We start from the raw sequence: 23,987 nt of genomic DNA on the forward strand, positions 1-23,987 counted from the left end.
ACTTTCTTTAAACATCTCTTTCAAGAGCAACATTCCTGCTATTTTACGAATCGGTATTGAGGGTCTTCCTTGAGTCGAATATAAATTTTCGAACTCAACCTCCATTTTATCCCAAGAAATCTCTTGGGATAATTTTACCAATGGATGTCCAAGGTTGATAAGGTCTGTGAGTCTAGTTTTGAATAAATTTTGTTGTAAATCGGGTTTTATTTTGCCTAACATATTGCCACTTTTTTATACTCGAATATACCTTTTTCGGCAATTATTACCATCTCTTTCTAGCTAAATTTTATAGTAATAAAATAACAATCAGGTAGTTATTTGTTTTATAAGGGATAACTAATTAACAAACTCGTAAGGAGCAATAGGATTTACATTATACAAATCAAATTTTCGCAACAAGATTTTATTTTCAATGTATTCTCCGTAGGACATATTCTTATCAAATTGGGTAACAATTCGCGGTTTCAAAATAAACTGAATGCTAAAAAACTCTTGTAACAAATCGGCTTTTTTTACATATTTCCCATTTAAAGAAACCCTATCACTGCCTTTTTTAAAATAAATAACAAAGTCATTGTTTTTAGGTTTTCCCATCTTATAATACACTTTGGTAAAAGCTAAAAAAGCCAAATTTTCTTTTACAGTATCCGCATAAGAATAGAAATTCTCAGCTTGTTCATTTTTATGTACTTTTTCATTGCGTTTTTTATCCTGCATTTTTATGACTTCAGGAATGACTAATTTTAAAGGCAAACGCTTATCAATATTAAAAATCCAATTGGTCGTACTAATGCTGTTTTTTCGATTCACTTCTGCCAGCGTATCTTTTTCATTAACTCTGAAAAAAATATAAATCGGTGAATGATCCTGGACATCACTCACTACAGTTGTATCGGATTTTGGCAATTGAATATCTTCTTTATTTCCGCAGGAAACGAGCAAAAAAACGATAATAAGACTAAGATATTTCATCATTTTAAGCATTCAGTTTTTCGAACAATTTCACACATTCCACTGCCTCTTTTACATCATGAACTCTCAAAATTTGAGCGCCTTTGGTCAAAGCCACCGTATTTAAAAAAGTAGTTCCGTTCAAAGCTTCGTCGGCACTAATTCCTAAGCTTTTATGAATCATTGATTTTCTGGAAATCCCAACCAGCAATGGCAATTCTAAATTATGAAATAATTCCAGTTTTTGCATTAATTCAAAATTTTGTTCCATAGTTTTGGCAAAACCAAAGCCCGGATCTACAATCAAATCGTTTATTCTTAAACTTCTGGCCTGAGCTATTTTTTTTGAAAAATAAAACATCATTTCCTTAACCATATCGTCATATTCCGTAAGACTTTGCATGGTTTGCGGAGTTCCGCGCATGTGCATCATAATATAAGGAACCTGATATTGAGCAATTACTTCCATCATTTTTTCATCCAAATTCCCGGCTGAAATATCATTAATTATAGCAGCGCCGTTTTCTATACAGGCACTGGCCACTATACTTCTAAAAGTATCAATTGACAACAAAATATCCGGAAAACGTTTTACTAACAATTGCACAACCGGAACAATTCGGTTCAGCTCTTCTTCTTCCGAAACAAATTCGGCGCCGGGTTTACTCGAATAAGCCCCTAAATCGATAAAAGTAGCGCCTTCAGCCAGCATTTTTTCAACTTTCGCAATAATTTCTCCTTCGTTGGAATACCTTCCTCCGTCAAAAAATGAATTGGGCGTAATATTTAAAATCCCCATTACTTTTGGCTGCGATAAATCGATGAGCTGCCCTTTGCAATTAATTGTCATTTTCAAATCTTTGTTTTAAAGTTGAATCCTTTTCCCTACTTTTGAGAAAATTTTAGACAAATATACATCAATAATGAAGAATACTTCTCAAGAATTTGATCAGGTAATTGCAATTTGCCGTTCGTTATTTCTTAACAAAATGCAGGATTACGGAAGTGCCTGGCGCATTTTAAGATTGCCTTCCTTAACTGATCAAATTTTTATAAAAGCCCAAAGAATCCGGAGTTTACAGGAAAATGAAATTCGAAAAATTGACGAAGACGAATCCGGAGAATTCATCGGAATTATCAATTATGCGATCATGGCTTTAATACAATTAGATTTGGGCGTTGTTGAACAGCCGGATTTAGATGTGGCAAAAGCAACACAATTGTACGATGCCAAAGTGCAATTGACCAAAGATTTAATGGAAGCTAAAAACCATGATTATGGCGAAGCCTGGAGAGAAATGCGCGTAAGTTCTCTTACTGATTTGATTTTGCAAAAATTACTTCGCGTGAAACAAATTGAAGATAATGAAGGAAAAACAATCGTTTCTGAAGGAATTGACGCTAATTATCAGGACATGATTAATTATGCCGTTTTTGCTTTAATATTAATGGGATTTGCTAAAAAACAAAAATAATTATGAAAAACGCCATCACTCAGTTTTCCAGACTATTTGTTGGAATTTTATTTATCATTTCAGGATTAATTAAGTTAAACGATCCGGTAGGTTTTTCTTATAAATTAGCAGAATATTTTAGCGAACCGGTTTTTAATCTTCCCTTTTTAGAACCTTTTGCTTTGACATTAGCCCTATTTTTAGTGATTGTCGAAGTGCTTTTAGGAATTATGCTGCTCATTGGTTACAAATCCAAATTTACCATTTGGAGTTTGTTGCTCATGATTTTATTTTTCACTTTCCTGACTTTTTATTCCGCTTATTTTGATGTGGTTAAAGATTGCGGATGCTTTGGTGATGCTTTGCATCTTACACCTTGGCAATCCTTTTCCAAAGACGTTATTTTGTTGTTTTTTATCTTCATTTTATTTGCCAATAAAAAATTAGTAAGACCTTTATTCAATCATAAAGGAGTGCAAAATTTAGTTACTTCTTTAGGATTAGTAACTGCAATTTTTCTGGCTTATCACGTTTTGAATCATTTGCCTATAATTGATTTCCGACCTTACAAAGTGGGTACAAACATTCAAAAAGGAATGGAAATTCCGGAAGGCGCTCCAATGCCGGTAGTACAAATGACTTTTATTTATAAAGTAAACGGAGTCGAAAAAGAATTTACCGAAAACGACCTGATGAATCTTCCGGAAGGAGCTGAATTTGTGGATCGAAAAGACAAAGTAATCAGCGAAGGCTACATTCCTCCTATTCATGATTTTACAATGATTAAAGACGGTTCAGATTATAAAGACGAACTTTTACAGGAATCTAAATTGCTAATGTTTGTTAGTTATGATTTAACTAAAGCCGACGAAGACGGAATGCAGGACTTAGAAAAACTAAATCAAACGGCTCAGGCAAAAGGTTATAAAGTAATTGGTATGACTAATTCTTCAGAAGAAGAAATTGCAAAAGCTCAGAAAAAATACAAACTGAAATTTGAATTTTATACCTGCGATGCTATTGCTTTAAAAACGATAGAAAGAGCGAATCCAAGTATTGTTGTTTTAAACCAAGGAACTATCAAACAAAAAGTACATTACAACGATATTAAAAAATTGAAATTATAAAAAAGAGAAACTCCTAAATTGACGATTCCGGTTCATTTAGGAGTTTTTTTATTTATTTTACAGCTCCAAAACAGTCAAAAAAGACTATTTAATAGTTCGTTTTTAAGACAAATTTGAAATTTCAATGATTTTATTTCAAAAAAATCAGTCTAACTATTACGTTTTCTTTCGGTTTTTTATAACTCTAAAAGCTGTATTTGTTATTTTATTTAATAATTTTCAAAAAAAAACATTCCGTAAACAGCAATCAAATTGTTTATTTTAACTTTGGAACAATGAAAAAATTAGGTACAGCAATCGTTATTTTACTTCTTTTGACAGGTGTTTCCTGTTCGAAATCCAATGAACAAAAAACAAAATTTTCTAAAAAAGCATTAACGGCAACCGTTCTAAACACTGAGGGAAATCCGATTACTTTCGAAAATATTTTAGCCCAAAACAAAGGAAAAAATTTGGTGATTAAAATTTGGGCCAGCTGGTGTCGCGATTGTATCAAAGACATTCCAAAAATGAAAAGCTTACAGGAATCATATCCTGAAACCAACTTTGTTTTTATTTCCATGGATGACAGCGCCAATTCCTGGAAATACGGAATAGAAAAATACGAATTGGAAGGCTCCCATTTTATGGCAAAAGATCAAATGAAAGGCGTATTTGCCAAAGCCATAGATCTGGACTGGATTCCAAGAACAATAGTTGTTGACAAAACCGGAAAAATAGTCATTTATCGCGCTGTTGAAACCGATTTTGAAAAAGTGAATTCGACTTTAAAACAATTAGAAAAAGAAACAATTTAAGAATTATAAACAAACAAAATTTAAATACAATACTTATCAAAATGAGAAAAAAAATTGTAGCAGGAAACTGGAAAATGCACAAAAACGCAGCACAAACCAGCACATTATTAGATGAATTAATCTCAAAAGTACCTTCTGAAACCAGAGCTCAGGTTATTGTTGCGCCAACATTTGTAAATTTGGCAGCTGCTGTAAATCAATTAAAAGGAACAAACATCAGTGTTTCGGCACAAAACGTTCACCAAACAGAGAGCGGAGCTTTCACAGGAGAAATTTCTGCTGATATGCTGACTTCTGTTGGAGTAAACACTGTAATCCTTGGACACTCTGAGCGCAGAGCAATCTTCCACGAAACAGATGCATTAATTGCAGATAAAGTAAACACAGCTTTAAAACACGATATGACCGTTATTTTTTGCTTTGGTGAAGAATTAAAAGACCGTCAGTCAGGAAATCATTTCAACGTAGTTGAAAACCAATTAAAAGACGGTTTGTTCCAGACTGATGCTAAATCATGGGATAAAATCGTTTTAGCTTACGAACCAGTTTGGGCTATTGGTACAGGAGAAACTGCTTCTCCGGAGCAAGCTCAGGAAATGCACGAATTTATCAGAGAAACGGTTCTTAAAGCGTATGGAAAAGAAGTGGCTGAAAATGTAACTATTCTTTACGGAGGTTCTGTTAAACCTGAAAATGCTAAAGAAATTTTCTCTAAACCGGATGTTGACGGAGGTTTAATTGGAGGAGCTGCTTTAAAAGCGGATGATTTTGTAGCTATCGTTACAGCTATCTAAAAATAACATTTATACCATTTTAAGAAAGCGATAATTCATTTTATCGCTTTTTTTATTTTTCTAATTTCATCAAAGAGAAATACTACCTTTGCAAAAAATTAAATTTTATGTCAAATATTTATATCGCCTACCATTTTAGCATTGAACCAAAAGAACTGGGTTCGGAAATTTTAATTGCCGAATTGGGCGAATTAGCCTTTGAAAGTTTTACCGAAACCGAAACCGGAATTTCAGCCTTTGTACAAAAAGATTTATGGGACGAAATGATTTTGGAAAACGTACACATACTCCATTCGGAAGAATTTGAAATTGATTACACTTACGAAGAAATTGAACAGGTAAACTGGAATGAAGAATGGGAAAAAAACTTCGAACCTATTGATGTGGACGGAAGATGTCATGTGAGAGCTCCATTTCACCCAAAAACGAATGCTGAATTTGATATTCTGATCGAACCTAAAATGAGTTTTGGTACCGGACATCATGAAACCACACACATGATGATTCAACATCTTTTAGAAATGGATGTTACCGGAATGAAAACTCTGGATATGGGTTGCGGAACAGCAATTTTGGCTATTCTTGCCGAAATGAAAGGCGCACAACCTATTGATGCGATTGATATTGACAACTGGTGTTATTTGAACTCGATTGAAAATGCCGAGCGCAACAATTGTACAAATATTAGTGTTTACGAAGGCGATGCTTCTTTGTTAAAAGATAAAAAATACGATTTGATTATTGCCAATATCAACAGAAACATTTTGTTGAATGATATGCTGGCTTATGTGAACTGTTTAAATCCAAAAGGAACTTTATTACTAAGTGGTTTCTACAATGAAGACATTCCTTTTATTGATGCTGCCTGTACCGAAAAAGGCTTGACTTATGTTAAAAAATTCGAAAGAAACAACTGGGTTTCTCTAAAATACGTAAATTAGTACTCTGTTAAAAATCAAACATTTAAAAGTATTAAAAGCAATTTCAATGAATACGAAAGAAAAAATTAGAGAAAGGATAAGCGTTCAGGAAATCATTACAAAAAACAATGAAATTGTACTTTATAATGACGATGTAAATACTTTTGATCATGTAATTGAAACCTTAATGCGCGTTTGTGAACACACTCCTGAACAAGCCGAACAATGTTCTTTAATTGTTCATTACAATGGAAAATGTACTGTAAAAACAGGTCCAATGGATAAATTAAAACCACAATGTACGCAACTTTTAGAAGCCGGTTTGAGCGCTGAAATCATCTAATTAAAATAATTTTACCCATAAAAAAAAGCATTTTCTGAAATTTAGAAAATGCTTTTTTTTATAACTGAAAAACGAATTAATGAGGTAATTTATCTTTAAAAACGCCGTAAATAAAAGTTCCTATCAAAGCTCCCAGTAAAACTAAAATCATACTGGTAAAACCGGATCCAACCAGAATAAATATCGGTCCCGGACAGGATCCGGCCAAAGCCCATCCTAAACCAAAAATGATCCCTCCCGCAATATAACGTACCGTTGCAGGCTCTTTATCCGGAATACAAATTGGAGCACCCGAAAAATCTTTTAAATTATATTTTTTAATGATCTGAATTCCAATAAGTCCCGTTAACACTGCAACCATAATGATACCGTACATGTGGAAAGACTGAAACTGAAACATTTCATAAATGCGATACCAGGATACGGCCTCGGCTTTGGTTAAAACAATTCCGAAAATAAACCCAACTAAAATAAACTTTATCAATTTCATACTTTATAGAATTAAGGGTAAAATAAAATGAACCATAATCAATCCGCCGATAAAAAATCCAATAACGGCTTTTAAGGAAGGAAGCTGTAAATTACTCAAGCCTGAAATAGCATGACCTGAAGTACATCCTCCGGCATAACGGGAACCAAAACCTATCATTATTCCCGCAATAATTAAAATAAAAATTGACTTTGGAGATTCAAAAACCTGATTAGAAAAAAGGGCATCGGGCATTAATTTTCCATTTGGTGCATCGATATTCATGGCTTGCAGCTGCTCAATAGTCTTTGGATTAATAGCAACATTCGAAACATCACTCAAATAATGTGTAGCTACAAAACCGCCTAACATCGCTCCGGCTACCACCGCCAGATTCCAACGTTGTGATTTCCAATCCCAATCAAAAAAAAGTACTTTTTTTCCGGCTCCCGCCAAACTACACAAGGTTCTCAAATTGGAAGACATTCCGAAATTTTTCCCGAAAAAAATTAAGCTTAGCATCACTAAACCAATTAAAAAACCTGAAATATACCAAGACCAGGTATGATAAATTAATTCCATATTCTATTATTTTTTTGCAAAGTTAAGCACTAAGTTTTCAATTGAGTGTGAGAAATGTTTACATAAGGCAAAAAAGACCATTTCAATTCAAAAAAAAGCAAAAAAGTACGCTAAACTTTGAAGTTCTCAATATCTTTGTAAGACAATTAAATACCACAGATTCTCTCTATTTCGAAATTAATTTAATTTTATGAAATCATTAGTTATATCTAATTTGCGTAAAAAATTACAAGAAAATAAAAAGCTTGTACTGTTTATAATCACTAAAAAATTAATTACTGTATTAGTTTTAATGTTTTTAAGCAGTTCCTGTATCAGCACAAAATCAACCTTGAAAAATGTAAATAATAACGCGCCTATCCCTAAACTTTCCAGAGAGAACACCTTTATCATTACCGAATACAGTAAAGACAAAAAATACGGTTACAACAAAGACTACCCTATCAATATATTTTACTACAACACAAACAACGAACAGTTAAACGAAGAGCGTTTTCTAAACGCGCTGGCAGGCCCAAAAGGGGAAAAAATCACCTATACGAAAATAGAAACCTGCTGTCCTTTTCCTTCCAAAAGAACTTCTATGGGAGCGGGTTTTTTAAATATGTATGAAATTCGATGGGAAGGTCAAAAAAAACCAATTACCTTATATCTGAATATTTACGAAAAAGGGTTTTTAATGTGTCCAATGGGATTAAGCATTAAAAAAATCAACCCGTAAAAATCTTTTTTCTTCAGAATTTCAATATCAAAAAAATAGAATTTTAAAACGTCAAGTCGCAAATCATAACTACCTTTGCAACTTCAAAAAATCACCTATGAACATACAAAATATTCCCCAAATTAAGCATACCGAAAGCGGTAATTTCTTTTTGCTTTCAGGTCCTTGCGCCATTGAAGGAGAAGAAATGGCTTTGCGTATTGCCGAAAAAATTGTTGGCATTACTGATAAATTACAAATTCCTTATGTTTTTAAAGGTTCTTTCAAAAAAGCCAATCGTTCCCGAATTGACAGCTTTTCAGGAATTGGCGATGAAAAAGCCTTGAAAATTCTTCGAAAAGTTTCTGAAACTTTTCATATTCCAACAGTAACGGACATCCACACCAATGAAGATGCTGATAAAGCAGCTCAATATGTTGATGTTTTACAAATTCCGGCCTTCTTAGTACGTCAAACGGATTTGGTAGTGGCGGCTGCGAATACCGGAAAAACCGTGAATTTGAAAAAAGGACAATTTATGAGTCCGGAAAGTATGAAACACGCCGTACAAAAAGTATTGGACTGCAACAATCAAAATGTGATGGTTACGGATCGCGGAACGATGTTTGGTTATCAGGATATGATTGTAGATTTCAGAGGGATTCCTACCATGCAACAATATGCATCAACCGTACTGGATGTTACCCATTCGTTACAACAACCTAATCAAACTGCCGGAGTTACCGGAGGTCGTCCGGATATGATTGAAACTATTGCCAAAGCCGGAATTGCAGTTGGCGTAGATGGAATTTTTATCGAAACACATTTTGACCCGGCTAATGCCAAAAGTGATGGGGCTAATATGTTGCACTTAGATTATTTTGAAAATCTAATGACAAAATTAGTCGCTATCAGAAAAACAGTTAACGCATTTTAATCTTTAATTCTATAAATAAATCGTGAAAAAATTAATTACTGCTGCCTTTGTTGCTTTTTTATTTGTGAACAATCTGAGCGCACAGGAAGAAATAAAAGTTCAGGACAAATATACCGCCCACAACAAAGGAAAATTCTTTATTAGCTGGGGAGGAAACCGCGAAAGTTATACTAAATCAGATGTTACTTTTAAAGGTGACGGTTATAATTTTACCGTAGAAAATATGAAAGCCCACGATAAACCAAAAGGTTGGCATATTGATTATATTAATCCTTCCCGAATGACTATCCCACAAACCAATTTCCGTTTGGGATATTTCTTTAGCGACCATTACAGCGTAACTGTAGGTGTGGATCACATGAAATATGTGATGACACAAAATCAAACAGCTAATGTTACCGGAGAAATTAATTTACCACTAACCGAAGCTGGATCAGTTCATAACGGTGTTTACAATAATACTCCCGTTGATTTTACAGATGGAACTTTCTTAAAATACGAACACACAGACGGTTTAAATTACGTTCATACCGAGGTTTCAAGATTTGACGACATTTCTTCTTTACTGAATCTTCCTAATATCGATAAAGTGCAAATTAACTTAACAGAAGGTCTGGGTGCTGGTCTTTTATATCCTCGAACGAATACTACTTTACTAGGAAAAGAACGTCATGATGATTTTCACGTTTCCGGATATGGATTTTCGGCAAAAGCAGGTTTAAATTTTACCTTCTTTAAACATTTTTACCTTCAGGGAGAATTAAAAGGCGGTTACATCAACATGCTGGACATCCGAACCACACAAAGTCCAACAGACAAAGCGGCTCAGGATTTCTTCTTTTTCCAACAAATTATAGCATTTGGAGGAATTTTTAAAATATAATTCAATTCTTTCAAGACTTTTTTTTTAACTATACAGAGGTTTGTTATTTTTATTACAAACCTCTTTTTTTATCCTAAAAAACAATACTAAAGACAAATAAATACTGCTCAGTTCCAAAAAAAATTTATTTTTGTTTAAAGATTCCCCAAATCTCTTGCAAACCTATTTACTTGTAATAAGCCTGTTGTAGTAAATATTTATGACTAAAAACAAAGAAAAAGCCATTCTCAATCCTCTTGATGCTTTTAATAACTTCGAAAATTTTTTTGACAGTTCTCATGATTTATTTTGTGTGGCCGGATACGATGGTTATTTCAAAAGAATCAATCCGGCGGTTTCTAAAGTTTTAGAATACAGCGAAGAAGAATTATTTGCACGCCCTATTAATGATTTTGTTTACCAAAGTGATAAAGAAAGAACTAATACGGCACGAAATGAACTCAGAATCCGAATTCCTTTATTCGATTTTGAAAACAGGTATTTAACCAAAAGCGGACAAATTGTATGGCTTTTATGGACATCCATTCCTATTGAAGAAGAGCAACTTATCTATGCCGTTGCAAAAAATATTACTCACAAAAAAGAATTAGAAAAAGAACGAAAACTACATCTCAAAAAACTCACCGAAATCAACAACGAATTCAAACAACTGAGTTATTCGACTGCACATGATTTACGATCACCGGTAAACAATATGCTGGCGATTTTTGATTTGATGGAAACCGAAGATATTAAAAATGAAGAAACGCTGGAATTTATCAATATTCTTAAAACCACAGCAGATACTTTAAAAGAAAATTTAAACGAATACATCAAGCTTTTAAACGCCCAAAATCACAGTGAAACACAGTTGGAAGAAATTGATTTAAAAGACACTTTGGATGAAGTTTTTCTCTCTATCAATTCTTTAATTCAAAACTCAGAAGCTTCTATTAGCGTTGATTTTTCAGAAGTTCAAAAAATTAATTTCAATAAATCTTATCTCAAAAGTATCTTTTTGAATTTGATTACCAACTCCATAAAGTATGCTAAACCAAATACTTTAGCCTCAATTTCTATTCGTTCAGAAATAAATAACGGTAAAACACAATTGATTATTTCTGACAACGGAATCGGATTTGACATGAGTAAAGTGAAAGATAAAGTCTTTGGTTTGCATCAAAAGTTTAGCAATCATAACGACAGCAACGGAATTGGATTATATCTTGTTTACAATCAAATTACAACTTTAGGCGGTCAAATTACACTTGACAGTACAATAAATGAAGGGGCAACTTTTACTATAACTTTTAAGAGTTAATTTTTTGAACAAAAACAAGAATTATCCTTAATTCATCAATTATTTAACTGCCTTGATTTTGTTTTTTTTACCAATACCATTTTCATTAAAAGCTTCAATAGTAAAATAATAAGTTGTTCCTTTATCTAAACCTCTAAAATCATACGAATTATCTCCATAAACCATAATATTATTATATAATTTATCCGGGGCAATTCCGTAATAAATTGTATAACCAACAGCGTCATTTTGTTTTTTCCAAGAAATCATCGCATTCCTTGAATCTGATTGATTTCGATCAACCTTAAACGAAGAAACGGCTTTTGGCTTATTTGCCAAACCATTTCCAAAAACCCTGAAATCAGAAATAGCAAACAGTCCGGAAGCATTATGAACATTAACCATTTTTATAAAACGTGCTTTAAATGGTTTGCTTAATTCTACATAATCATGAGGTACATCTTTATCATTTTTTGATTTATCCACCACCAAAGTCCAATTTTGAGCGTCATCTGACATATAAATTTTATACTGATAATAAATATCCATCGCTTTATTGTATTGTGTGGCTTTATGATCGGCATAATTAATTTGTAAAGCGTTAATTTCCATTGGTCGTCCTAAATCCATTTGAAGCCATTCCCCGGGATTAGCCGTTTTAGCCGACCAATACGTTTGAATATTTTCGTCGGTTAAATTTTCAGAATTGTAACAAAATCTCTCGAATACTTTTTTTCCGCCATTATCCATTCTGTTAGTTTCAACTTCCATACATTCTTCAAAAGAAGAAACGCTTACCGGTTTTTTATAAGAAAGCAACATCCAGCCTGAAGACGCTCCGCTAGTCTGATCACGCTGATTTGTTGGCAGCACAATCGGAAAATCACCATAGGCGGTAATAGAATACATAATATCATCTTTATCATATCCGGCAGGAAACATGTCAATACGACGTTCAAAACGATCTTTAATGGAAATTTTACAGGTTCCGGTATTCCAATAATTTCCGTAATTATCAGCAAAAGTATTTCCGTGTCCCGCTCCTATTACAAATCCGCCCGGTTTATACGACATCGGATTGTGTTTTTGATAAACAAAAGGGCCAAGAGGATGATTCCCAACATGAACGCCGTTAGCATAACCTTTAAATTCCGTTGCCGGTGCGCCATATTGCATGTAATATTTACCATTATGCTTAGTCATCCAAGCTCCTTCTATAAAATTTCCCCAAGGCGCGGGTTCCATATCATTATTAGGTCCAAAACGCTCCCATCCATGTTGCGAAGGATCTAAACCAACGACCGCCTTAGCCTCTCCATACGGATGCTGAATATCCTCAACCTCTGTTGCTTCATATAATTTTGCATAATCTGCCTGATTCCCTTTTGGCAACCAGGTTTTGTAATCAACCTCAACGCCTACCAAAGGTAATTTTCCACTGGATCCATAATACATATACACTTTTTTATCATCATCCTGAAAAATAGCGGGATCCCATGTGGGCAACATCGCCTGATTTACATGACGAGTCCATCTTCCGGATTTTGGATTAGCCGTTTTCCAGATAGGATGATCTCGTTTCCAGGTAGAACCCACATAAAACAAAGTATCATTTACCACCCAGGCTGCCGGAGCACACTGGTCGTCATCTCCGGGTTGTCTTTGAAAACTTCCGTAAACAAAATTCCAATCGGACATATCTTTGCTCCAAAAAAATCCTGCCTGATTAGTCGCAAATAAATAATATTCGCCTTTATAGGTAATGATAACCGGATCGGCACTGGAACGTCTCGAAACTGAAATTCCGTTATGATTATAAGTCGTATAATTGTAACCGATGTTTATTGGATTACAAAAAGTAGTTGCCGGTTTTTCGGGATCAAACCACTCAGTTTTGTTCGAATTTACTGTTTGTTGCGCCAAAATATTATTGACACCAAACAGCAAAAAAAATAAAACAACTAAGGAAAATAGTTTTTCGTTTTTTTTCATGTTAATGTAAGTTTTAAAAAAAGCCCAAAAAAAATTATTTTTCCGATTGTACTCTTTCAATTAATAACTCCGGCTCATTAGTAGTAATAAAATTGAATTGATGCGCTATTATCCAATCCATTTCAGCAGTATCGTTTACCGTCCAGACATTTAGAATAATATTATTTTCTTTAGCTTCTTTAATCCATTCCGGATGTTTTTTAAAAACCGAATAATGATAATCAATGCCATTAATTTGGTCAGCTTTGATTTCTTTAGGAGATTTATTTCCTTCTAAATATTGCAAAGAAGCTTTAGTATCCACACTTCTGATTTGTTTTAAAATATCATAATCAAAACTAATGTAAACTGTAATTTTTTCAGCTTTGAGTTTTTTAATGGTTTCTACCACTTTCAGGGCGGTTATTTTTCCTCTTTCTTTGCTAATCGCGGAAGGTTTTATTTCGCAAACTAAAAGGGTTTTTTTATTATTTCTTTTCCCTTCTTTGATATATTCGTTCAAAGTAGGCAGCTGCTCTCCGTTAACCAGTTTAAATTTTATTAAACTGGCATAATTGGTTTCCTCAATAAGTAATTTATTATAATGAGCATCGTGATTAATAACCAGCGAATCATCAGCTGTTCTCCAGACATCAAATTCAGAGCCTGCGAGTTTTAAATCGATGGCATGTCTTAAAGCGGCAATTGAATTTTCGGGTAAATTATTTTTTTTCCATGCTCCGCGATGCGCCACAACGGCATTCATTTTCACACCACAGGAGGAAATAAGTAAATACAACAAAAAAATAACACTACAAACCGCTTTTCTCAAAAAATTCATCATACTAATACTTCTTTCTTTGGGAGAAAAAGCCCTTCAAAAGAAGAGCTTTTAACCAATTAATAAACCAACTATTTAACTAACCCGAAACTTACTTTGTTTTCTACAGCAGAATCTTTTCCAACAAAAACTTCAAACTGTCCCGGTTCGGCTACAAATTGTAAATCAGAATTATAGAATTTTAAATCTTCAACTGAAATCTCAAAACTCACTGTTTGCACCTCCCCTTTTTTAAGGAATATTTTTTGGAATCCTTTTAATTCTTTTAGCGGTCTTGTCACGGAACCTACCAAATCTCTAATGTACAATTGCACTATTTCTTTTCCGTCATAATTCCCTGTATTGGCAACATCAATACTTACTTTTAATTTTTCGTCAAAATTCATTTTATCAGATGAAATTTTCAAGTTTGAATAATCAAAATTAGTATAGCTCAATCCATACCCAAATGGATACAAAGGCTCATTTCTTTCATCGATATAATTAGACCTGAATTTTTCAAATTTACCTTCCTTATTCATCAAAGGTCTTCCGGTATTTTTTTGATTGTAATAAATAGGCACCTGACCAACGCTTCTTGGAAAGCTAGTCGTTAATTTTCCTGATGGATTTTCATTTCCGTATAAAACATCCGCAATGGCATAACCAGCTTCACTTCCGGCAAACCAGGCATTTAAAATAGCCGGTACCGTTTCATTTTCCTGAACCAATACCAAAGGTCTTCCGGTAAATAAAACCAACACAACCGGCTTGCCTGTTTTTAGTAATTCCTGTAATAAATCTTTTTGCGCCTGTGGAATTTCAAGATTAGTTCTACTGCTGCTTTCCCCGCTCATCTCCGCCGATTCTCCTAAAGCGGCAATAATTACATCGGCCTGATTAGCCACTTTTAAAGCTTCGTTAGTTAATTCTTCTTGGGTTCTGTTATCTCTGTGAAGGGTTTTGCCAAACATTGTCGCTTTCTCTTCAAAAACGGCATCATAATCTAAATTACTTCCTTTGGCATAAAGAACTTTTGCATTATTACCTACTACTTCTTTAATTCCTGCAATTAATGAAATCGATTTATCCATATTAGTAGCCACACTCCAGGTTCCTGCCATATTTTCTTTGGCATCCGCCAAAGGACCAATAACAGCCACAGTTGCTGATTTTTTTAATGGTAAAATTTGATTCATATTTTTTAATAAAACCAGAGATTGAGCCGAAATTTTGCGGGCTTCTGTTCTGTTTGCCGTGGTGTAAACCTCCGTTCTAGCTCTTTTTACATCACAATATTTATATGGATTCTGGAACAATCCTAAGTCATATTTGGCTTCCAAAATAAGTCTTACCGCGTTATTAATTTGTGCCAAAGTCACTTTGTTTTCTGCCAAAGATTTTTTCAACGTCGTTAAAAATCCTTCTCCTACCATATCCATTTCAATTCCGGCATTCAAAGCTAAAGCAGAAACAGTTTGTAAATCCCCCATTCCGTGGGCGATCATTTCGGGAATTCCGGTATAATCAGTAACTACAAAACCTTTAAAACCCCATTGCTTTCTTAAAACATCTGTCATCAACCATTTGTTTCCGGTAGCAGGAATCCCATCTACTTCATTAAAAGATGCCATCACCGAACCTACACCAGCATCAACAGCAGCTTTGTAAGGCGGAAAATAATCATTGTACATTTTGATTCTGCTCATGTCAACCGTATTGTAATCTCTGCCTCCATCCGGAGCGCCATATAGAGCAAAATGTTTTACACAGGCCATAAGAGTATTATTTTTAGACAAATCATTTTGCTGATAGCCATTAACCATAGCTTTAGCCACCTGACTTCCTAAATAAGGGTCTTCTCCGGATCCTTCAGAAATTCTTCCCCAACGCGGATCACGGGAAATATCAACCATAGGTGAAAATGTCCAGTTGATACCGTCAGCACTCGCTTCCTGAGCGGCAATTTGAGCACTTTTTTCTATTAATTTCATATCCCAGCTACACGATAATCCCAATGGAATAGGAAAAGTTGTTTCGTAACCATGAATAACATCCATTCCAAAAAGAAGCGGAATTTTTAATCTACTTTTCTCTACGGCAATTCGCTGTACTTCCTTAATTTTCTCTACCGATTTGATATTAAACAAACCACCTACTTTGCCTTCAGCAATATTTTTAGCAATATCAGAACTGCTTGCCTGACCAGTTGTAATATCTCCTGAAGTGGGTAAATTAAGCTGACCTATTTTTTCATCCAAAGTCATTTTTGAAATTAAGTCATTAACAAATTCGGCTTTAGGTTTAATTTTTTGTCCAAAGCTTAAAAAAGAACATACTAAAAAGAATAATGTTATTTTGTTTCTCATTTTATTTAATTTTTTGTTTTAACATCCATTCGTAAACCTCTGGAGCATCATAAACTCTGGTCCAACTGTCGTGATTGGAATCATCAAAAATGGTCAATTGAATATTAGAATTACATTTTTGAAGCTTTTTATAAATTGAAATCGAATAATTGACATCTACCACATCATCCAATAAACCATGAAAAATCCGAATCGGAATATCTTTTAATTTACAATTTTCAATCATTGGAATTCGATCAACAAAACCTGCAATGGGCACCAAAGCGGCAAACATTTCAGGATGGGCAAAAGCTAAATTCCATGCTCCCCAAGCTCCCATACTGAGTCCGGTTAAATAAATTCGATGAGAATCAATTTTATTCTCTTTTTGAATTTTTAAAATCAAATAATACAATACCTCCGAATTCCAATATTCATTTTCCGGACACTGAGGCGCCAAGACATAAGCATCAATTGAATTATTTTTTAAATATTTAAATGGCCCATGGACTTTTACTTTTTCAATATCAGTTCCTTTTTCTCCCGAACCGTGAAGAAAAACAATCAACGGTTTATTCTCTTTGACTTCTTTAGGTACATATAAAGCATAATTCAATTCCTTTTTTTGAATAATTTCTGTTTTAAATGTGCCTTTTGTTTGAATTTGAGCAAAGGCAAAGTGAGAAAAAATGATAAAAAATAAATAACTGTGTTTTTTCATATATGGATATTTATGGAATCAAATTGTATTTACCGGATTCAAAACCTAACTTGTTTAAACCTTGTTTGACTTCGGTTGCACTCATAAATAATTTCCACAATAATCCTGTTCGATAATTTTCAATCATTGGAGCAATTGTTCCCTGATCAATTGCCAGATAACGAGGCGTCACCCAATTATACTGAGGGGAAAAAGCATCGTAAGGACCAGCAATTCCAACGTATTGCGCTTTATGTTCATCGTACAGATAATGTAAAAATTTCATAGCTTCAACCGGTGCAAAAGGAAATGATGACAAAGCCGCTGTGGGCGAAATTACTCCGGTGTCATTATTAGGCTGATGTGCAGTATAGCCCGTTGTTCCGTCGGCATTTCGGGTATAACTGGCTGTCAGCCCCCAACATTTATCTGAATAATCTTTCCAATTATGTGGATTTGCAATACTGTGCTGAATCATAATTTTAGCATGATTTTGGGTCAAAACACCATAATCTGCATATTTATCTTTCAAACCGTTTGGATCTAGCCCCAAATAAGAGTAATGCGACCAAAACATTGGTCCTACATTTCCGGTAGCTCCATTATAATTAAAAATGACGGGAATTCCGTATTGATAACCTCCATTTACAATAGCACCGCTTCTGGCCCAGCCTTTATGATAAGCATCAGCTGAAATAGGATGTGTAGGGGAAGAAGCTGCCATGATATAAGTAATCAAACATTCATTATACCCTTCCAGCTTAAAATTCATTTCCCAACCGTAATTAGGCGACCAATGCCAGTAAAGAGCATCCTCGCCTTTGGTGTACCAATCCCATTCTACTCCTCTCCAAAGTTCGTCAGCCTTGGCGGCTAAATCTCTTTCAGCTGCATTCCCATCTTTAAAATACTCTCTAATAGTAATCAAAGCCTGGCAAACAAAAGAAGTTTCCACTAAATCTCCTCCGTTATCTTTTGTTCCAAACGGAATTACTTTTCCGGATGCATTATCCATCCAGTGTGGCCATGCTCCGTGAAAACGATCGGCTTTTTCAAGAAAATTTAAGGCTGTTGCTAATCTGGAAACGGCTTCGGCTCTTGGTAAAAAACCCCTTTCTACCCCAACAATGATACTCATCAATCCAAATCCGGAACCTCCTGTAGTAATAATATTCGATTCGAAACCAGGATCTCCGATAAGGTATCTTTCCCGGGCTAATTTTGAATTGGAATCAGCATAATCCCAGAAATACTTAATTGCATCCTTTTGAACTAGGTCCAATGCTTCGGTATCGGTTAATGGATTTACGGGATTTATTGGAGTTGTTGTTTCCTCATTCTTCGTCTTCTCTGGTGAAGAAGAAGAACAGGCTCCAAAAACACTCAAAAAAAGGACTATATATAAACTGCTTTTCATTTTTTTTTTACTTATGTGATAATTAAAGTGATAGAAAAATATATCCGGATATTAATTTATCCCCAGATGCATATAATTTTCTATTAAAAAAGTATTAATTCATCAGACTGACTATTTCAGTTTGAGTAAGAACTTTATTAAAAACTTTTATTTCATCATACAAACTATTATCCGACTTATGTCCCCAATAAGAAAAAGTAGGACCACCGGAACCAATTAGAAAATCAACACATCCTGTAAAATTTACCGGACTGGAGAATGTACTTGTTCTTTGAAGAACGCCGTTGAAATAAATTTTAGATTCAGTTTCAGAAATAGTAAGCGTAATATAAACCCAATTATTATCTACAGTTAATACTCCTCCATCATTCCATGATTCACCTGTTCCAATACCTGCATTCAATTTTATGGTTTGAGAAGATCCGTTTCCTTCTCTGAACAAACGAAAACCATATTTTCGTCCGTCATCTCCCGTAATTGAAGGATTTCCAACTACAACTAATCCTGATCTATCAGGCGCTGCATTCACTTTATACCAAAATCCAACTGTTAACTCATTAGTTCCAAACAAGCCTTTCACCGGATAGGTTATGTAAGAATCTGTAGCTCCCATAAAAGAGTACTCTCCTACTTTGGGCTCTCCTAAACTGGAATTTCCAACTTTAGTAGCTGGTGCTCCGTTTATAGAATTAAGATAATATGTATTATTAAACTCTGCAAAAAGGGTTTCTCCATCCAGAGGTGTATAATTGCCCACGTCAGTTGGATAATCTCCTAATTCCGGTCTTTCCATATCCTGACATCCAATAAATGCTAATGAAATAAGCAGTATCCCAAAGCTTCTCTTTATAATTGATTTATTAATATTCATGATTTTAACTTTAAAAATTAGTAATTAGGATTTTGAACTAATATCCCTCCAGATTGATCAATAGCCGTTTGCGGAATTGGATAATATTGGTTTTTAGCCTGATATCCCAAACCACCTAAAACTGCCGGAGCATCACCCCATCTTACCAAATCATAAAATCGTTCATTTTCCATGGCAAGTTCAATTCTTCTTTCGTGCTTTATAGCTGTTCTTAAACCTGTCTGGCTCAAATCTGTTACTTTAGGTAAAACAGTACCTGTACCTCTTGCTCTGGCTCTAATCATTTCTAAATAATCGGATGCTTTGGTTGTGTTTCCTGATTCATTTGCCGCTTCAGCAGCCATTAATATTACATCGGCATATCTCAAAATTTTAATGTTTTTCCAATGATTTTTATTTTCTCCGTAACTTTGTCTGATACTTGGAGTTGTATACGCTTTTTTATTCCAATACGGTTGAGCCAATGGCGGGCTGTCTGGAACCGTTAAGCCAAAACCATCATTTTGACCTGAATAAAGAATTGTAGCATCTTTACGAGGATCACCTGTTTCATAGGCATCTACTAAATTTTGAGTAGGAACATTAAATCCCCAACCTAAATCCCAGGTACTTGAGCCACGCACTCCTTGAGATTCCCAATAATTGTTAGAATAATTTACTCCGGCTTCTCTTAAAAACTGAACTTCAAAAATGGATTCTTTTGAATTATCACCCGCTTCAGAAAATAAGGTAACATAGGAGTTATCCAACACATATTGTTCAGAATTGATAACTAATTCGCTTTTTTCTAAAGATTTAGTCCAATTACCCTGATACAAATATAATTTTGCCAATAGAGCATTCGCAAAGCCTTTAGTAGCTCTCCCCGGATAAGCTGGCCAACTATCCGGTAACTTGGAAGCAGCAAATTCTAAATCACTAATAATTTGGGCATCAACTTCTGCAACAGTCGATTTGGCTTTAATACCATCACTTGGAACAACAATTTTCTTTAAAATAATTGGTACTTCACCATAATCTCTGCGCAAATCAAAAAAAGCAAATCCTCTGATTGCCATAGCTTCGGCTTTATTAATCATCGTTCCCTCATCTGTTAAACCCGATTCATCAATATCTACAATTAAATCGTTACAGGCAAAAATCAAACTATAATGTCCGTCCCAATAAGCAGCAAACTCTGCCGGAGAATATTGAAACTTATCCATAACATTCCCTCTGGTTGCAGCATCGGTTGCTGTACTCCCTTTTTGAGCGTCATCAGAACGAATACTTTGGAACCAATATCTGTCCCAATTAGTAACTCCTTCCTGAGTTCTGATTTTTCCATATAAACCAAATGCTTTTTCTTCGTATCCTCCTGCTGTTAAATCACCTTCTGTTGCAGTTCCTAATGGCTTTCTGTCTAAAAATTCATCATCATTACATGAATTTAAAACTGTTACTGCTAACAAAGCAAAAAGTGATAATTTGATGGTATATTTATAATTTTTCATTTTTCTTTATTTTAAATTTTAAAAAGTCACATTCAATCCTAATGTCATGATTGTCGGGATTGGATATCCTCCTGTATCTCTACCAAAAGAGGTTGGTGTTCCGCCTGCTTCTGGTGTAAAACCGGAATTATTAGCCCATGTTACCAAGTTCTGTGCATTAACATAAACTCTTAATCCTTGAATGTTTATTCTTTTTAATAATTGAGCATCAAAATTATATCCCAGTTGAATATTTCTTAGCCTTAAATAACTGCCATCTTCAATCATATAAGTTGAATTCAGTTTATTATATCCTGATCCGTCATTAAGTCTTGGTTCCCAATTCGAAGTACCTGCTCCATTCCATCTGTCTAATCGGGCTGTTCTGTAATTGAATTGAGCAAAAGTGGATCCATTACCCCAGTCTCTATAAATTTCATTTCCATAAACTCCTTGAAAATCTATAGAAAAACTAAAATTTTTATAGGTAATATTTCCTGAAAATCCATAAGTAAAATCAGGACTTGGATTTCCAATAATAGTTCTGTCATCTGTAGTAATCTGTCCATCACCATTTACGTCTTTGAATTTTAAATCTCCCGGAGCATAGTTCCCAAGAGTACTGGGAGCAGAAGCTATAATATCGGCATAAGATTGATAAACGCCTTCTACTTTATAACCGTAAAAAGAACCAATCGGAGCACCGGCGGTTAAAATAGATGGTCCGTCAAACACTTCAAAACCTTCAATATAAACTGATTTTACTTTATTCTTAAGTGTTGCTAAATTTCCGCTAACAGAATAAGTAAAATCATCATTTATTTTATCGTTCCAGGAACCTGAAAACTCAAATCCTTTATTCGAAATTTCTCCTGCATTGGTATAAAATTTTTCACTTCCCAAATCCACAAATGTCAATAAGTTATCAGTGGTTTTATTATAATAGGTTGTTTCAAATTTTAACCTGTTTTTTAAGGTTGATAATTCAAATCCTGCTTCATAAGAAGTCACTGTTTCCCACTCTAAATTTGGATTGTTTCTATAGGCTAAAACATAAGCCGGCACTAAGGATTCCCCAAAAACGGCCGAAGAACCCGTAGTATAATTAGGTTGTGACGGATAATGAACTCCTGAATATTGATTCCCTAAAATACCATAAGAGCCTTTCACTTTAAGTTGATCAAAAATTGTTTGATTTTCCATGAATTTTTCTTTGGCTACATCCCAGGCAGCACCTACCGACCAAAAATTTTGAAATCTGTTTGCTTCGCTAATTTCCGAAGAACCATCACGTCTAAAAGAAGCATTCAAAATATATTTTCCATCATAATTGTATAAAACACGACCTAGATAAGAAACGGTGGCTCTGTCCCATTGATCTGAATTTGACAAACGTGTCGTTGGATCACCAAAAGGATAAGTATTTAGATACCACCATCTTTTATCATAAGGTATTGGATCACCATTTACGTATTGTTTTACTGTACCACTAACAGACTCGTATCCTTCCTGATATCTGGTATAACCTGCTAAAGCAGTTAAATTATGGTTTCCAAAAGACTTCTCATAGGTAAACAAATAGTCTTGTTGCGTTTTTTGAGTATCGCTTTTGAATTGGTTTACATTAGTCAATGCATTTCCGGCATACAATGTTGTTTCTCCTGTTTCTCCTACATAAATATTAAATACCGGAGTATATCCTCTTCCTTTACTGTATCCTAAATCGGCTAAATAGGCTGCACGGAATTTCAAACCTGAAAAAAGTTTAAACTCAGCAAAAACATTTCCAACATATCTGGAATCTCTATTCAACTGAGTATATTTTTTCCCCTCAACATTTGCTAAAGGATTCCCTATTTGAGCACCACCAATTTCAATTGGCAATTGATTGTACAATCCAAATTCGCTGTTATAAGGAGCTACAATTGGAGTGGCATTCAAAGAAGATATAAAATCATGCAATTGAGGCATTCTGGCATCATATCCATTAAAACCAATCCCTACTTTTATTCCATCAGTAATTTGAACTTCGTCATTGATATTGAAAGTGAATTTTTTAAATTTTTCATTTTCAATCAAACCTTCTTCTGCATGATAACCCGCACCTAAATAAAATTTATTCTTTTCGGTTCCGTTAGAGATACTTATATTATGAATAAATTGATTAGCACTATTATTTTCAATAGTATTTACCCAATTTGTATTGGCGCTAAATTTATCGTAATAAGCATAAGGCGAAGCCCCTTCGTTAACTCTTTGCTCATCATACAACATTTTGAATTGAGAAGCATTAGTCATTGAAGGTTTATTAGGTATCGTTTTAATTCCTATGGAAGAACTCAAATTTACTGTAGTGACACCACTTTTAGCTTTTTTGGTAGTAATGATAATAACACCATTCGCGCCTCGAACACCAAAAATAGCCAGAGAAGAAGGATCTTTTAAAACTTCCATCGATTCAATATCATTTGGATTGATAAAACTGATATTATCATTTAAAATTCCATCCACCACATATAATGGTTTCGTTTGGTATCTACTTACAGTACCTCTAATTCTAACATCAGGATCTTCTCCTGGTTTACCGGTATTCACAACAGACAAACCAGCTACTTTACCCTGAATTGATGAAACTGGATTCGCATTTGGTTTATCCGCTACTTGCTTGCCTTCTACTTTAACAATAGATCCTGTTAAATCCCTTTTCTTGGCTGTTCCATACCCAATAACAACAACTTCTTTTAAAATAGTATCTGCTGCTTCTTTTAAAGTAACTGTCATTGGTGTATCCGTTGCAGGTATAGAAGCTGTTTCAAGACCTATCATCGAAATTTTTAAGATTTCCCCAGCCTTAGCATTAATTGTGAAGTTCCCATCAAAATCTGTTACAGTAGAAGTTTTGGACTCGGCAGCAATGACATTGGCTCCGGGAAGTCCCAATCCACTACTGTCAACTACTTTTCCTTTAATTGCCTGTACCTGTCCGGACATATAAGCCGGAAGCAATAGGAGTGCTAAAAAGCTAAAAATTAAATTTTTCATATGGTTAATAAATGTTAAAGTTAGTTAAGCCAAATTAAACAATTACAACCGTAGAACACATCAAATCACACTACTACACAGCCACATCATTACATCAAAAAACAAAC

General features: G+C 34.4%; 22 protein-coding genes and 1 pseudogene. 10 read left to right on the forward strand and 13 right to left on the reverse strand.

Annotation, left to right across the window (positions count from 1 at the left end; genetic code table 11):
* The 3 genes and pseudogenes from H599_RS19990 to folP all read right to left on the reverse strand — a co-directional run.
* Positions 1–222 (reverse strand): annotated as a pseudogene (locus H599_RS19990) (IS5/IS1182 family transposase); the annotation flags it as partial.
* 117 nt (positions 223–339) lie between these two features.
* The gene (locus tag H599_RS0116730) at positions 340–978 is read right to left on the reverse strand and encodes a hypothetical protein (protein ID WP_245600541.1); all 639 of its coding nucleotides are present in this window, start codon (positions 976–978) and stop codon (positions 340–342) included.
* A gap of 1 nt (position 979) precedes the next feature.
* Positions 980–1,804, reverse strand: coding sequence for a dihydropteroate synthase (gene folP, locus H599_RS0116735; RefSeq protein WP_026715181.1), 825 nt, complete (start codon positions 1,802–1,804; stop codon positions 980–982).
* A gap of 73 nt (positions 1,805–1,877) precedes the next feature.
* Here folP and H599_RS0116740 point away from each other — a divergent pair, with 73 nt between their 5' ends.
* From H599_RS0116740 to H599_RS0116765, 6 genes are all read left to right on the forward strand, one after another.
* A complete protein-coding gene (locus H599_RS0116740) occupies positions 1,878–2,429 on the forward strand; it encodes a DUF1599 domain-containing protein (protein ID WP_035141828.1) in 552 nt (183 codons plus the stop codon).
* A 2-nt stretch (positions 2,430–2,431) separates the two neighbouring features.
* On the forward strand, positions 2,432–3,535 hold the full coding sequence (locus H599_RS0116745) for a BT_3928 family protein (protein ID WP_026715183.1): 1,104 nt from the start codon (positions 2,432–2,434) through the stop codon (positions 3,533–3,535).
* 275 nt (positions 3,536–3,810) lie between these two features.
* Positions 3,811–4,332 carry a TlpA family protein disulfide reductase gene (locus tag H599_RS0116750; protein WP_026715184.1) on the forward strand — a complete coding sequence of 174 codons (522 nt, stop codon included), beginning with the start codon at positions 3,811–3,813 and terminating at the stop codon, positions 4,330–4,332.
* Positions 4,333–4,373: 41 nt separating this feature from the next.
* Entirely contained in the window at positions 4,374–5,126 is a 753-nt protein-coding gene (tpiA, locus tag H599_RS0116755; RefSeq protein ID WP_026715185.1) for a triose-phosphate isomerase, read from the forward strand.
* A gap of 107 nt (positions 5,127–5,233) precedes the next feature.
* Complete coding sequence (gene prmA, locus H599_RS0116760; RefSeq protein WP_026715186.1) at positions 5,234–6,067, forward strand: 50S ribosomal protein L11 methyltransferase; 834 nt, start codon at positions 5,234–5,236, stop codon at positions 6,065–6,067.
* Positions 6,068–6,113: 46 nt separating this feature from the next.
* A complete protein-coding gene (locus tag H599_RS0116765) occupies positions 6,114–6,389 on the forward strand; it encodes an ATP-dependent Clp protease adaptor ClpS (RefSeq protein WP_026715187.1) in 276 nt (91 codons plus the stop codon).
* Between the two features lie 76 nt (positions 6,390–6,465).
* Here H599_RS0116765 and H599_RS0116770 read toward each other — a convergent pair whose 3' ends face one another.
* The gene (locus H599_RS0116770) at positions 6,466–6,879 is read right to left on the reverse strand and encodes a DUF6691 family protein (RefSeq protein ID WP_026715188.1); all 414 of its coding nucleotides are present in this window, start codon (positions 6,877–6,879) and stop codon (positions 6,466–6,468) included.
* Between the two features lie 3 nt (positions 6,880–6,882).
* Positions 6,883–7,440: a YeeE/YedE family protein gene (locus H599_RS0116775; RefSeq protein WP_026715189.1), complete on the reverse strand. Its 558-nt coding sequence runs from the start codon at positions 7,438–7,440 to the stop codon at positions 6,883–6,885.
* A 292-nt stretch (positions 7,441–7,732) separates the two neighbouring features.
* Here H599_RS0116775 and H599_RS0116780 point away from each other — a divergent pair, with 292 nt between their 5' ends.
* The 4 genes from H599_RS0116780 (at position 7,733) to H599_RS0116795 (ending at position 11,260) form a co-directional block, all read left to right on the forward strand.
* Entirely contained in the window at positions 7,733–8,161 is a 429-nt protein-coding gene (locus H599_RS0116780; protein ID WP_035141829.1) for a hypothetical protein, read from the forward strand.
* 97 nt (positions 8,162–8,258) lie between these two features.
* Positions 8,259–9,077 (forward strand): 3-deoxy-8-phosphooctulonate synthase, encoded by an 819-nt coding sequence (gene kdsA, locus H599_RS0116785; RefSeq protein WP_026715191.1) that lies wholly within the window; start codon positions 8,259–8,261, stop codon positions 9,075–9,077.
* A 22-nt stretch (positions 9,078–9,099) separates the two neighbouring features.
* Entirely contained in the window at positions 9,100–9,960 is an 861-nt protein-coding gene (locus H599_RS0116790; RefSeq protein WP_026715192.1) for a hypothetical protein, read from the forward strand.
* A 199-nt stretch (positions 9,961–10,159) separates the two neighbouring features.
* On the forward strand, positions 10,160–11,260 hold the full coding sequence (locus H599_RS0116795) for a PAS domain-containing sensor histidine kinase (protein ID WP_051590788.1): 1,101 nt from the start codon (positions 10,160–10,162) through the stop codon (positions 11,258–11,260).
* Positions 11,261–11,299: 39 nt separating this feature from the next.
* Here the strand turns inward: H599_RS0116795 and H599_RS0116800 are convergent, their stop codons facing one another.
* The 8 genes from H599_RS0116800 to H599_RS0116835 all read right to left on the reverse strand — a co-directional run bounded on the left by H599_RS0116800 (position 11,300) and on the right by H599_RS0116835 (position 23,880).
* The gene (locus H599_RS0116800; protein ID WP_026715194.1) at positions 11,300–13,231 is read right to left on the reverse strand and encodes a discoidin domain-containing protein; all 1,932 of its coding nucleotides are present in this window, start codon (positions 13,229–13,231) and stop codon (positions 11,300–11,302) included.
* Positions 13,232–13,265: 34 nt separating this feature from the next.
* Positions 13,266–14,054 carry a glycerophosphodiester phosphodiesterase family protein gene (locus H599_RS0116805; RefSeq protein WP_245600542.1) on the reverse strand — a complete coding sequence of 263 codons (789 nt, stop codon included), beginning with the start codon at positions 14,052–14,054 and terminating at the stop codon, positions 13,266–13,268.
* Positions 14,055–14,122: 68 nt separating this feature from the next.
* Positions 14,123–16,399, reverse strand: a complete 2,277-nt coding sequence (gene bglX, locus H599_RS0116810) for a beta-glucosidase BglX (RefSeq protein WP_026715196.1) — start codon at positions 16,397–16,399, stop codon at positions 14,123–14,125.
* A gap of 1 nt (position 16,400) precedes the next feature.
* Positions 16,401–17,099, reverse strand: coding sequence for a carboxylesterase family protein (locus H599_RS0116815; protein WP_026715197.1), 699 nt, complete (start codon positions 17,097–17,099; stop codon positions 16,401–16,403).
* A gap of 10 nt (positions 17,100–17,109) precedes the next feature.
* Entirely contained in the window at positions 17,110–18,495 is a 1,386-nt protein-coding gene (locus tag H599_RS0116820) for a glucoamylase family protein (protein ID WP_026715198.1), read from the reverse strand.
* Positions 18,496–18,589: 94 nt separating this feature from the next.
* Positions 18,590–19,366: a LamG domain-containing protein gene (locus H599_RS19995; RefSeq protein WP_081810594.1), complete on the reverse strand. Its 777-nt coding sequence runs from the start codon at positions 19,364–19,366 to the stop codon at positions 18,590–18,592.
* 17 nt (positions 19,367–19,383) lie between these two features.
* A complete protein-coding gene (locus H599_RS0116830; RefSeq protein WP_026715199.1) occupies positions 19,384–20,859 on the reverse strand; it encodes a RagB/SusD family nutrient uptake outer membrane protein in 1,476 nt (491 codons plus the stop codon).
* An 18-nt stretch (positions 20,860–20,877) separates the two neighbouring features.
* Positions 20,878–23,880, reverse strand: a complete 3,003-nt coding sequence (locus H599_RS0116835) for a SusC/RagA family TonB-linked outer membrane protein (protein WP_026715200.1) — start codon at positions 23,878–23,880, stop codon at positions 20,878–20,880.
* Positions 23,881–23,987 lie beyond the last annotated feature (107 nt).

The sequence above is a fragment of the Flavobacterium daejeonense DSM 17708 genome (genome assembly GCF_000425425.1).
Taxonomy (GTDB): domain Bacteria; phylum Bacteroidota; class Bacteroidia; order Flavobacteriales; family Flavobacteriaceae; genus Flavobacterium; species Flavobacterium daejeonense.